8 protein-coding genes and 1 tRNA gene are annotated in these 11,985 nt (G+C 62.2%); 6 read left to right on the top strand and 3 right to left on the bottom strand.

Translation table 11 applies throughout. The features are described from left to right. Positions 1 to 185: 185 nt before the first annotated feature. On the bottom strand, positions 186 to 695 hold the full coding sequence (gene folK, locus NY023_RS01985; RefSeq protein WP_013970583.1) for a 2-amino-4-hydroxy-6-hydroxymethyldihydropteridine diphosphokinase: 510 nt from the start codon (positions 693 to 695) through the stop codon (positions 186 to 188). Next, positions 686 to 1,042, bottom strand: a complete 357-nt coding sequence (gene folB / locus NY023_RS01980) for a dihydroneopterin aldolase (protein ID WP_004375185.1) — start codon at positions 1,040 to 1,042, stop codon at positions 686 to 688. The genes folK and folB overlap by 10 nt, the downstream gene beginning before the upstream one ends. A 74-nt stretch (positions 1,043 to 1,116) precedes the next feature. On the opposite strand from folB, the gene plsY reads away from it, so the two are divergent. Continuing rightward, positions 1,117 to 1,686, top strand: a complete 570-nt coding sequence (gene plsY, locus NY023_RS01975; RefSeq protein WP_013970581.1) for a glycerol-3-phosphate 1-O-acyltransferase PlsY — start codon at positions 1,117 to 1,119, stop codon at positions 1,684 to 1,686. Between the two features lie 3 nt (positions 1,687 to 1,689). On the opposite strand, the gene tsaD is transcribed toward plsY, so the two are convergent. Further along, a complete protein-coding gene (gene tsaD / locus NY023_RS01970) occupies positions 1,690 to 2,715 on the bottom strand; it encodes a tRNA (adenosine(37)-N6)-threonylcarbamoyltransferase complex transferase subunit TsaD (protein ID WP_013970580.1) in 1,026 nt (341 codons plus the stop codon). Positions 2,716 to 2,919: 204 nt separating this feature from the next. Here tsaD and rpsU point away from each other — a divergent pair, with 204 nt between their 5' ends. The 5 genes from rpsU to NY023_RS01945 all read left to right on the top strand — a co-directional run bounded on the left by rpsU (position 2,920) and on the right by NY023_RS01945 (position 11,865). Continuing rightward, entirely contained in the window at positions 2,920 to 3,135 is a 216-nt protein-coding gene (gene rpsU / locus NY023_RS01965) for a 30S ribosomal protein S21 (RefSeq protein WP_003255575.1), read from the top strand. Between the two features lie 303 nt (positions 3,136 to 3,438). Next, on the top strand, positions 3,439 to 5,421 hold the full coding sequence (gene dnaG / locus NY023_RS01960; protein ID WP_013970579.1) for a DNA primase: 1,983 nt from the start codon (positions 3,439 to 3,441) through the stop codon (positions 5,419 to 5,421). Positions 5,422 to 5,488: 67 nt separating this feature from the next. Beyond that, positions 5,489 to 7,339 carry an RNA polymerase sigma factor RpoD gene (gene rpoD, locus NY023_RS01955; protein WP_013970578.1) on the top strand — a complete coding sequence of 617 codons (1,851 nt, stop codon included), beginning with the start codon at positions 5,489 to 5,491 and terminating at the stop codon, positions 7,337 to 7,339. Between the two features lie 212 nt (positions 7,340 to 7,551). After that, entirely contained in the window at positions 7,552 to 11,295 is a 3,744-nt protein-coding gene (locus NY023_RS01950; RefSeq protein WP_013970577.1) for a bifunctional diguanylate cyclase/phosphodiesterase, read from the top strand. A 494-nt stretch (positions 11,296 to 11,789) separates the two neighbouring features. Further along, positions 11,790 to 11,865, top strand: a tRNA-Ile gene (locus NY023_RS01945). Positions 11,866 to 11,985: the final 120 nt, after the last annotated feature.

Below are 11,985 nucleotides of genomic sequence, written 5' to 3'. Positions count from 1 at the left end.
TAAAGCCGCTCCCACAGGGACTGCGTGAGCCTGAGCGAGCATGGCCGCGAAGAACTCAACTCAGTGGATGGCACCGGCTACGCCGGTGTTCGCGGGCTCGCCCGCTCCCACAGGAACCGCGCATTTTCTGAGCCTCGCACCAAACCTGTGGGAGCGGCTTTAGCCGCGAAAGGGCCGGTACAGGCTTACGCGGGAGTCAGCTGCAACCCACGCCACTCAAAGGCAACCGGCGCCAGCACCTGATCAATCCGCGCCTCCTGCCACAACTGCGCCATTGTCTTGCCTACCCCCGGATGCACAAGCTCCGGCGCCAGCAGCGACAGTGGCCACAGCACAAAGGCGTTCTTCAGGATCTCGGCCCGAGGCAACACCAGCCCATCGAACGTGCCGTGCAAGTCGTCATACATCAGCACGTCGATATCCAGCGGCAGCCCCTTGCGGTCCGGGGCATAGCGGCCATTGTCGGCCTCGATGAACTTCAACCGGCGGTCCAGTTCGATCAACGGCAACGCAGTCTGCCCAGTCACCACGAAGTTGATGAACGGACCGCTCTTGATCCCCACCGCCTGGCTTTCGAACGCCGGCGAGCAGCGCATGTCGGTCAGGATGCCTGCCAATGCATCGAGCCCGGCGCACAAATGCACCTCGCGATCAATGTTGCTGCCAAGGCCTAGGTAAACCGTGCTCAGAGACATCCGCGCTCGATCTCCACGCCAACACCGCCACGGGCCGCCGGTACCGCACCCGGCTTGGTCAGCTTCAACCGCACCCACGGGATGTGGAATTCTTCCATCAGCGTCGCCACCAGGCGCTCGGCGAAAGTTTCAACCAACTCGAAACGCGCCTGTTCGGCAAACGCCTGGATACGGGCCGACACACTGGCATAATCCAGCGCCAGGTTCAGGTCGTCACCCGCCGCAGCCGGGCGGTTATCCCAGGCAAAGCTCAGGTCCAGGCGCAAGCACTGGCGAATATCCCGCTCCCAGTCATAGGCACCGATGACGGTATCGACTTCCAGGCCTTCGATGAACACTCTGTCCAAGCACTTCTCTCCACAGCACGACAAGGGCGACTGGCGCCGTTAGAATCAGGGCGTCCTCGCCCGGAATAGTTAGCATGTTTTGGTTACTGGCGTTGCTCGCCTACCTGCTCGGCTCGCTGTCCTTCGCCATCGTCCTCAGCCGCCTTACGGGCAGCCCGGACCCGCGTTCCAGCGGTTCAGGCAATGCCGGCGCCACCAACATGCTACGCTTGGCAGGCCGCAAACTGGCGATCCTGACCCTGCTTGGCGACCTGTGCAAGGGCCTGTTGCCGGTATTGCTCGCCCGCGGTGCCGGGCTGGACCTGCACGCGCAGGCCTGGGTTGGCGTGTGCGCAGTGCTGGGCCACCTGTTCCCGCTGTACTTCCGCTTCCAGGGCGGCAAGGGCGTGGCAACCGCCGCCGGCATGCTCATGGCCCTGTACTTCCCGGCCGCGCTGCTGGCCATTGGCGCCTGGCTGCTGACTTTCTACCTCACCCGCACCAGCTCGCTGGCGGCGCTGATCGCCACACCGCTGACCTTGCCGTTGCTGGCCTGGCGCGAGCCAGAGGCCCTGCTACCGATCACTGTGCTGACGGCGATGATCGTATGGCGCCACCGCAGCAACCTTCGCGACCTGTTCGCAGGCCGCGAACGGCACTTCTAACGCTTAAACCGGCGGCAACTGCTCCATCGGCCAGCGTGCCTGCACGCTGATTGCCAGGTCTTGCTGTTGCCCGGCCAACAACCGCTGGCAGCCGGCATAGGCGATCATCGCACCGTTGTCGGTACAGAACTGCGGGCGCGCGTAGTACACGTTGCCCTTGATGCTGCCGAGCATGTCCTCGAGGGACGCACGCAGTGCCTTGTTGGCGCTGACGCCACCGGCAATGACCAAGCGCTTGAGGCCAGTCTGTTTCAACGCCCGCTTGCACTTGATGGTCAAAGTCTCCACCACCGCCTGCTGGAATGCCAGGGACAGGTCGCAACGGGTTTGCTCACTGTCGTCGCCGGCATCGCGGCACTGCTGCCAGGTGTTCAGGGCAAAGGTTTTCAGGCCGCTGAAGCTGAACTCCAGGCCCGGGCGGTCGGTCATCGGCCGCGGGAACACGAAGCGGCCAGGCACGCCGCGCTCGGCCAGGCGGGCGATTTCCGGGCCACCGGGGTAGTTCAGGCCGATCAGCTTGGCGGTCTTGTCGAACGCTTCGCCGGCGGCGTCGTCCAGGCTCTCGCCTAGCAGCTCGTACTGGCCGATGCCATCGACCCGCACCAGCTGGGTGTGACCACCGGAAACCAACAAAGCGACGAACGGAAACTCCGGTGGGTTTTCCTCCAGCATGGGTGCCAGCAGGTGGCCTTCCATGTGGTGTACGCCAATCGCCGGGATGTCCCAGGCAAAGGCCAGCGCCTGGGCACAGGAGGCCCCCACCAGCAGAGCACCGACCAGGCCAGGGCCCGCGGTGTAGGCGATGGCGTCGATCTCGGTGGCGACGCAGCCAGCCTCATCCAGCACCTGGCGGATGAGTGGCAGCATGCGCTTGACGTGGTCGCGCGAGGCAAGCTCAGGCACCACACCGCCGAACACGCGGTGCAGGTCGATCTGGCTGAACAGCGCGTCGGCCAACAAACCGCGTTCGCTGTCGTATAATGCGACGCCAGTTTCGTCGCAGGATGTTTCCAATCCCAGTACTAGCATGGGTTCGTCCCTTGTGGGGGCTGAATTCGAAGCCGCGCATGATAGTCCCCGTGTCGGATGCCGACCAGCGGTTTTCGATCAGAGGCTTTGCATTCCGGCTTGCTAAGGGTTAACATCCGCAACCCTTGAAAACCGACGTTCTCCAGCACACCTTTGTTTTGCCAGGAGCACGTCTACCCCGGTAATGAATTAAGGTAGCCCTGGATGCCAGCCGTCAAAGTTAAAGAGAACGAACCCTTCGACGTAGCTCTGCGTCGTTTCAAGCGCTCCTGCGAAAAAGCCGGTGTACTGGCTGAAGTTCGTAGCCGCGAGTTTTACGAGAAGCCGACCGCCGAGCGTAAGCGCAAAGCAGCTGCTGCTGTTAAGCGTCACGCCAAGAAAGTTCAGCGCGAACAGCGCCGCGCCGTTCGTCTGTACTAATACAGACGTTCTACGCAAAGCTTCTGCCCTGCCCGGCTAACCGCCGGGCGATTGCAGTGGTCGCTTCAAACTTGAGCAGCTAGCTCAAGGCCCTGCACAAGCTTCATGCGAACTGCACATGGGCAACCTGCCTGAAACGTCAGAGCTGGTCCTCCTTGTTGTATGACCAGACGTGCACGTCCGACTGACGAGCCCTCAGGGGCTGGCGACGAGCACACATTCCCTCGCACTTTCCCAAGCGGCACTCGCCCCATTCGGCGCGTGAGCGATTAGACTTGCCAGCTGCCAGATGACGAGACTGCCATGGCCGGGCTGATTCCCCAGAGTTTCATTGACGACCTTATCAACCGCCTCGACATCGTCGACGTGGTGAGTTCGCGCGTCCAGCTGAAAAAAACCGGCAAGAACTATTCCGCCTGCTGCCCGTTCCACAAGGAAAAAACCCCTTCCTTCACGGTCAGCCCCGACAAGCAGTTCTACTACTGCTTCGGCTGCGGCGCCGGCGGCAACGCCCTGGGCTTCGTAATGGACCACGACAACCTGGACTTCCCCCAGGCGGTCGAGGAGCTGGCCCGCGCCGCCGGCATGGAAGTACCCCGCGAGCAAGGTCGCCGCGACCACAAGCCGCGCCAGCCAACCGATTCGCCGCTGTACCCGCTGCTGGACGCCGCCTCGGAGTTCTACCGCCAGGCCCTGCGCAGCCACCCGACCCGCAAGGCAGCGGTGGATTACCTCAAGGGCCGCGGCCTGTCCGGGGAAATCGCCCGTGACTTCGGCCTGGGCTTCGCCCCGCCAGGCTGGGATAACCTGCTCAAGCACCTGGGTGCCGACACCCTGCAGCAGAAGGTGATGATCGATGCCGGCCTGTTGATCGAAAACGCCGAAAGCGGCAAGCGCTACGACCGTTTCCGCGACCGGGTGATGTTCCCGATCCGCGACAGCCGCGGACGCATCATCGCCTTTGGTGGCCGAGTGCTCGGCGACGACAAGCCCAAGTATCTGAACTCCCCGGAAACCCCGGTGTTCCACAAGGGCCAGGAACTCTACGGCCTGTACGAGGCACGCAAGCACAACCGCAACCTCGACGAAATCATCGTCGTCGAGGGCTACATGGACGTCATTGCCCTGGCCCAGCAGGGCCTGCGCAACGCCGTGGCCACCCTCGGCACCGCCACCAGCGAAGAGCACCTCAAGCGCCTGTTCCGCGTGGTACCCAGCGTGCTGTTCTGCTTCGACGGTGACCAGGCCGGGCGCAAGGCCGCCTGGCGCGCCCTGGAGTCGACCCTGTCGAACCTGCAGGACGGCCGCCGCGCGCGCTTCCTGTTCCTGCCCGAAGGCGAAGACCCGGACAGCCTGGTGCGCGCCGAAGGCACCGACGCCTTCATGGCCCGCATCAACCAGCACGCCCAGCCGCTGGCCGATTACTTCTTCGAGCAGCTAAGCGTCGAAGCCGACCCGCGCTCGCTGGAAGGCAAGGCGCACATGGCGACCCTTGCCGCACCGCTGATCGAAAAGATCCCCGGCGCCAACCTGCGCCAGCTGATGCGCAACCGCCTTAAGGAAATCACCGGCCTCGACCCGCAGCAGGTCGAGCAACTGGCGCAACACGCCCCGGCCACCAGCAGCGTGCCGGACTACGACCCTGGCTACGACTATGACGCCATGGCCAGCTATACCCCCGATTACGGCGACATGCCGCAGCACGACTTCGCCCCCGTTCATCAGGAACAGGAGTGGAAGCCGAACAAGGGCGCTGGCAAGAAGCAGTGGGGCGACAAACCCTGGGACAAGAACCGCAAGGGTGGCAAGCCATGGCAGCAGCGTGACGAAGCACCACCACGCGTACCGGCCCCGGTCGAGCCGCCCACCCTGGCCGCCCTGCGCACCTTGCTGCACCACCCTCTGCTGGCCGGCAAGGTGGAAGATGCCAGCCACTTCGCCGATGAAGAACACTTGTACAGCCAGCTGCTGGTGGCACTGATCGAAGCCGCGCAGAAAAATCCTGGGCTAAGCTCTATGCAGTTGATCGCACGCTGGCACGGCACCGAACAGGGGCGCCTGCTGCGGGCCTTGGCGGAAAAGGAATGGCTGATCGTGGCCGACAACCTTGAACAACAGTTTTTCGACACTATAACTAGCTTGTCCGCCCGCCAACGCGAGCGCAGCCTGGAACAACTGCTCAGGAAATCACGTCAAAGCGAATTGACCAGCGAGGAAAAAACCCAGCTCCTCGCCCTGCTGAGCCGGAATGTTCCCGCACAAACGCCGACCTCATCTGGCGCGTGAGGCCCATGCTCGGGTATAATCCTCGGCTTGTTTTTTGCCCGCCAAGACCTTCAGTGGATAGGGTGTTATGTCCGGAAAAGCGCAACAGCAGTCTCGTATCAAAGAGTTGATCACCCGCGGTCGTGAGCAGGGCTACCTGACTTACGCGGAGGTCAACGACCACCTGCCTGAGGATATTTCAGATCCGGAACAGGTGGAAGACATCATCCGCATGATCAACGACATGGGGATCAACGTATTCGAGAGTGCTCCGGATGCGGATGCCCTTCTGTTGGCGGAAGCCGACACCGACGAAGCCGCGGCCGAAGAAGCCGCTGCTGCGTTGGCGGCAGTTGAAACCGATATCGGCCGCACGACCGACCCGGTGCGCATGTACATGCGCGAAATGGGCACCGTCGAGCTGCTGACCCGCGAAGGCGAGATCGAAATCGCCAAGCGTATCGAGGAAGGCATCCGTGAAGTCATGGGCGCCATCGCTCACTTCCCGGGCACTGTCGACTACATTCTCAGCGAATATGACCGTGTCACCAGCGAAGGCGGCCGTCTGTCGGACGTTCTCAGCGGTTACATCGATCCTGACGACAATATCGCCGCGCCGACCGAAGAAGTGCCGATCCCGGGCACCAAGGCCGCCGCTGCGAAGGAAGAGTCCGACGACGACGAGGACGAATCCGAAAGCGGTGACGACGAGGAAGAGGCCGAGAGCGGCCCGGACCCGGAAGTCGCCCGTCAGCGTTTCGGCGCGGTCAACGACCAGCTTCAGGCCACCAACAAGGTTCTGAAGAAGAATGGTCGCACCCACCAGGAAAGCATCGACGCCCTGCAGGCCCTGGCCGATTTGTTCATGCCGATCAAGCTGGTACCGAAGCAGTTCGAGGTACTGGTAGAGCGTGTTCGTGACGCCCTGAACCGCCTGCGCCAGCAGGAACGCGCCATCATGCAGCTGTGCGTGCGTGATGCCCGCATGCCGCGTGCCGACTTCCTGCGCATGTTCCCGAGCAACGAAACCGACCAGACCTGGAGCGGTGACCTGGCCAAGCGCAACACCAAATGGGCTGCCGCCCTGGGTGAAAAGGACGCTGCCATCGTCGCTTGCCAGCAGAAGCTGATCGACCTTGAGACCGAAACCGGCCTGACCGTTGCCGAGATCAAGGAAATCAACCGTCGCATGTCGATCGGTGAAGCCAAGGCCCGCCGCGCCAAGAAAGAAATGGTCGAGGCGAACCTGCGTCTGGTGATCTCCATCGCCAAGAAGTACACCAACCGTGGCTTGCAATTCCTCGACCTGATCCAGGAAGGCAACATCGGCTTGATGAAAGCGGTGGACAAGTTCGAATACCGTCGCGGCTACAAGTTCTCGACCTATGCCACCTGGTGGATCCGCCAGGCGATCACCCGTTCGATCGCCGACCAGGCGCGCACCATCCGTATTCCGGTGCACATGATCGAGACGATCAACAAGCTCAACCGTATTTCCCGCCAGATGCTGCAGGAAATGGGTCGCGAACCGACCCCGGAAGAGCTGGGCGAGCGCATGGAAATGCCTGAGGACAAGATCCGTAAGGTACTGAAGATCGCCAAAGAGCCGATCTCCATGGAAACCCCGATCGGTGACGACGAAGATTCGCACCTGGGCGACTTCATCGAGGACTCGACCATGCAGTCCCCGATTGACGTGGCCACGGTCGAAAGCCTCAAGGAAGCCACTCGTGACGTGCTCTCGGGCCTGACCGCACGCGAAGCCAAGGTGCTGCGTATGCGCTTCGGTATCGACATGAACACCGACCACACCCTCGAAGAGGTGGGCAAGCAGTTCGACGTGACCCGCGAGCGGATCCGTCAGATCGAAGCGAAGGCGTTGCGCAAACTGCGCCACCCGACTCGCAGCGAGCATCTGCGCTCCTTCCTCGACGAGTGATGACAAAACCCCGGCCTAGGCCGGGGTTTTTCTTTTCCGGCCCTGCGCGATCCCTGTGGGAGCCGGCTTGCCGACGATGGGCTGCGCAGCAGCCCCATTTCCTCATTACCTCCCCCTTCCGACAGCCAGAACACAAAGCCCGTCCTTCCACCGCACACCTACAGCAATGCCCGTCTACACTCGACTTCATACCACTTGAATGTGAGGCCGCTATGCCGCTGATGCCGGCCATCCTGTTGCTGCTCCTGATTTTGTGGAACACAGCGGCCGGCGCCCTGACCCTGACAGACGAGGAGAAAGCCTGGTTGGCTGCCCACCCGCAGCTAAGCCTGGGTGTAGACGCCTCTTGGCCACCGTTCGAGTTTCGCGACCAGGAGGGCCGGTACCAGGGATTGGCCGCCGATTACATCGCCACGATCCAGCAACGCCTGGGCGTGACGCTCAAACCGGTCGAACCCAGCAGCTGGACCGAGGTACTGGCGCAAGCACGCGAAAGCCGCATCGACCTGCTGCCCGGCATCATGTCCACCCCCGAACGCCAAGGCTACCTGGCCTTCACCCGGCCGTACCTCGACTTCCCCATCGTAATCCTCGCCCATAAAGGCGGTGCACAGCCGCGCAACCTGGACGACCTTTACGGCCTGAAGATCGCCGTGGTCGAAAACTACGCCCCGCACGAACTGCTGCGCACCCACCACCCAGACCTCAACCTGGTGGCTCTACCTAACGTCAGCTCCACCCTGCAGGCCCTGGCCACCGACGAAGTGGACGCCGTGGTCGGTGACCTCGCTTCAAGCATCTGGAGCCTGCGCCAGCTCAAGCTCGACGGCCTCTACGTCAGCGGCGAAACGCCCTACCGCTACCAACTGGCCATGGCCGCCCCGCGCGACAAGAAAGTACTGGTCGGCATACTCGACAAAGTGATAGCCGACATGAGCAGCAGCGAAGTCAGCCAGATCCAGCAACGCTGGGTGGGCAATGTGGTCGACCAACGGATGTTCTGGTCGGACCTGCTGGTGTATGGCCTGCCCACGGTGCTGGTATTGATGGCCGTGCTGGCAGCGGTCATCCGCATCAACCGCCGGCTCAGTTCGGAAATTTCACGGCGCATCGCCCTGGAGCAGGAACTGCGCAGCAGCGAGTACCACTATCGCAGCCTGGTCGAGAGCCTGTCCGCCATAGCCTGGGAGGCCGACGCCAACGACTTCACCTACAGCTACGTCTCGCCCCACGCAGAAGGCTTGCTCGGCTACCCATTGGCCGACTGGCTCAAACCTGGCTTCTGGCGCAGCATCCTGCACCCGGAGGATGCCCTCTGGGCCCAGGCCTACTGCGACAGCGAGACTGCCGCCGGCCGCGACCACAGCCTCGACTACCGGGTGATCAGAGCCGATGGCCAGCCACTGTGGGTACGCAACATCGTCAGCATGATCGAGCATGGCCACCAGCCGGTGATGCGTGGCCTGATGATCGACATTAGCGAGACCAAGCGCACCGAGGACGCCCTGCGCCTGTCCGAACAGAAGTTCGCCTCGGTGTTCCAGCAGTGCCCCGACATCCTGCTGATCGCCCGCCACAGCGACGGCTGCCTGCTGGAGGTGAACGAGGCCTTCGAAGAGCAGATCGGCCTCACCCCGAACCAGGTAATTGGCCGCACCGCCACCGAACTCAACCTGTGGGGCGTCGAAGGCGACGGCCCGCGGCTGCTCGAACGCCTGCACCAAGGCGGTATCCGCAACCTGGAAATGAGCTTCCGCCGCAGCAACGGCCAACTCTTCACCGGCCTGACCTCGGCCGAAACCTTTGAACTCGACGGCAACCTCGCGTTCGTGGTGGCGGTACGCGATATCAGCCAGCTCAAGGAAACCCAGGAGCAGCTACAAACCTCGGAAGAGAAATTCGCCAAGGCCTTCCATGCCTCGCCCGATGGCCTGCTGCTGTCACGCCAGAGCGACGGTTTGCTGCTCGAAGTGAACGAAGGCTTCTGCCGCCTGACCGGCTATGACCTCAGCCCGACCATCGACCAGACCTCGCTGGACCTGGGCATCTGGGTCGACCTCAACGAGCGCAAGCGTCTGGTCCAACAGCTAAACCGCGACGGCTTCGTACGCGACTTCACGTGCCACCTGCGCCGCAGCGACGGGCAGATTCGCCTCTGCGAACTCTCTGCACGGCCGCTGCCGATTGCTGGCGACGACTGCATACTGACCATCGCCCGCGACATCACCGAGCGCCATCTGATGCAGGAAAAGCTGCAGCTGGCCGCCACCGTGTTCGAGAACACCGCCGAAGGCGTGCTGATCACCGACATCGACCAGCACATTAGTGCCGTAAACCGCGCCTTCAGCGAAATCACCGGTTACAGTGAGATCGAAGCCCTCGGCCAGACCCCACGCCTGCTCGCCTCCGGCCAGCACGACAGTGCGTTCTATGCCGCCATGTGGCACCAGCTGACCGATGAAGGCCATTGGCAAGGCGAGATCTACAACAAGCGCAAGAACGGCGAACTGTACCCCGGCTGGCTGACCATCAGCGCCGTGCGCAACAGCGAGCGCGAGATTACCCACTTCGTCGCTGTGTTCGCCGACATCTCCAGCCTCAAGCACGCCCAGGCCAAGCTTGACTACCAGGCCCACCACGATCCACTGACCGGCCTGCCCAACCGTGCCCTGTTCGAGAACCGCCTGCAGGCCGCGCTCACCTGCGCGCAGGTCTCCAACCGCAAGGGCGCGGTGCTGTTCCTTGACCTCGACCGTTTCAAGCACATCAACGACAGCCTCGGCCACCCAGTCGGCGATCTGCTGCTCAAGGGCATCGCCCAACGCTTGAAGGAGCAGGTGCGTGATGTCGACACCGTGGCCCGCCTGGGTGGCGATGAGTTCATCATCCTGCTGCCCGGCCTGCACAAACCCAGTGACGCCAGCGCCATCGCCAACAAGCTGCTGACCTGCTTCAACGCGCCGTTCCAGGCTGGCGAGCATGAGTTCTTCACAAGCGCCAGCATCGGCATCAGCCTTTATCCACAGGACGGCACCGACGTTGCCACACTGATTCGCAACGCCGACGCCGCCATGTACCGCTCCAAGGCCAAGGGCCGTAACCGCGTCGAAGCCTACACCCTCGACCTCACCGCCCAGGCCAGCGAACGCATCGCCCTGGAGCACGAACTGCGCCGCGCCATCGAACGCAACGAACTGAGCCTGTGCTTCCAGCCCAAGCTCAGCCTCAAGACACAGAGCCTGGTCGGTGCCGAAGCGCTGATACGCTGGAGCCACCCGACCTTTGGTGAAGTGCCGCCAGAGCACTTCATTCACCTGGCGGAAGAGAACGGCACCATCCTCCAGATCGGTGACTGGGTACTGGAGCAGGCCTGCCGGCAGATGCAGGCGTGGAAGATGCACTACGAACCCTTCGGCCCGTTGTCGATAAACCTCGCCGGCGCCCAGCTGCGCCATCCCCATCTTGCCAGGCGCATCGAACAGTTGCTGAAGCACTACCAGCTCACAGCCGGTGACCTGCAGCTGGAAATCACCGAAAACTTCATCATGAGCCAGGCAGAGGAAGCCTTGGCCGTGCTGTACCAGCTGAAGAAACTGGGCGTGCAACTGGCCATCGACGATTTCGGCACCGGTTATTCATCGCTGAGCTACCTCAAGCGCCTGCCGCTGGACATTCTCAAGATCGACAAGTCGTTCATCCGCGGGCTGCCCGACGATCCTCATGACGCCGCCATCGCCCGCGCCATCATCGCCTTGGGCCGCAGCATGCAGCTGACCATCATTGCCGAGGGCGTGGAAAACCAGGCCCAGCAACGGTTCCTGGCGGCAGAAGGCTGTGAGCAGATCCAGGGCTACATCGTCAGCCTGCCCCTACCCCCGGACGAGTTCGCGGCGACGTTTCTTCGCATAGCACTATCGGATCTTTCAGATGGCACAGGTGCGAAACCCTCGTTATAATCCGGCCACTTACTGAGGGCCTATAGCTCAGTCGGTTAGAGCAGAGGACTCATAAGTGCGCCGTAAGATGGCGCAACAACGTTGTGGTGAAAGCCATACCCCTGTGGCATTTGGGGTTAAACCAGCGGCTTACCGGACCGGGAAACCGGGTAAGGGAACAGAGCATGCCGTGAAAAGGCCTCCTGCGGGTGAGTTTCACACCCAAGAGAGGAGGTCAGGTAGGTAGGTCATGGTCAAGGCTGTATTGCTTGAAGCATAGGTGAAGTGTGGGACGTTCGGGCACCGGGGTGGCATGAGACTGACGCCATTCCCGCTGGATGGAGAAAGACGATTATGAGCTTTCCCCAAGCCACTCCAGCGGCACTAGCGCAGGTAGCGCGAAAGACAACCGAAAGTGCGACCTAAAACCTATACGCGTTGTTGTGTTAACTGCGGGATCACCTAAGGGGAGCAATTCCTACGGTGACGGAAGTTTCGTAGTACCTGTTTGTATTGGGCCGGTAGCATAACGGTTAATGCAGCGGCCTCATAAGCCGTTGAGTGCGGGTTCAAATCCCGCCCGGCCCACCATCTTCCAGACGGTGGCGCCATTCACCGTCCTCAGCTACCACACTGCCCAATCCTATACGTCCGGCTAATCCCCGGAGAAAGGGAAGGGAACTAGGACGCAACTGTCTTAAGGAGAGTGTA

Origin of the sequence: Pseudomonas sp. NBB (assembly GCF_032701105.1) — a bacterium.
Taxonomy (GTDB): Bacteria; Pseudomonadota; Gammaproteobacteria; order Pseudomonadales; family Pseudomonadaceae; genus Aquipseudomonas; species Aquipseudomonas asiatica.
Note: the sequence above shows the minus strand (reverse complement) of the source record. Positions and strands in the feature narration are given on the sequence as shown.

Bases quoted from the DNA above. Each gene is read 5' to 3' on its own strand.
- plsY (WP_013970581.1), top strand. From the start codon at position 1,117: ATGTTTTGGTTACTGGCGTTGCTCGCCTACCTGCTCGGCTCGCTGTCC.
- rpsU (WP_003255575.1), top strand. From the start codon at position 2,920: ATGCCAGCCGTCAAAGTTAAAGAGAACGAACCCTTCGACGTAGCTCTG.
- tsaD (WP_013970580.1), bottom strand. From the start codon at position 2,715: ATGCTAGTACTGGGATTGGAAACATCCTGCGACGAAACTGGCGTCGCA.
- rpoD (WP_013970578.1), top strand. From the start codon at position 5,489: ATGTCCGGAAAAGCGCAACAGCAGTCTCGTATCAAAGAGTTGATCACC.
- folK (WP_013970583.1), bottom strand. From the start codon at position 695: ATGTCTCTGAGCACGGTTTACCTAGGCCTTGGCAGCAACATTGATCGC.
- NY023_RS01950 (WP_013970577.1), top strand. From the start codon at position 7,552: ATGCCGCTGATGCCGGCCATCCTGTTGCTGCTCCTGATTTTGTGGAAC.
- dnaG (WP_013970579.1), top strand. From the start codon at position 3,439: ATGGCCGGGCTGATTCCCCAGAGTTTCATTGACGACCTTATCAACCGC.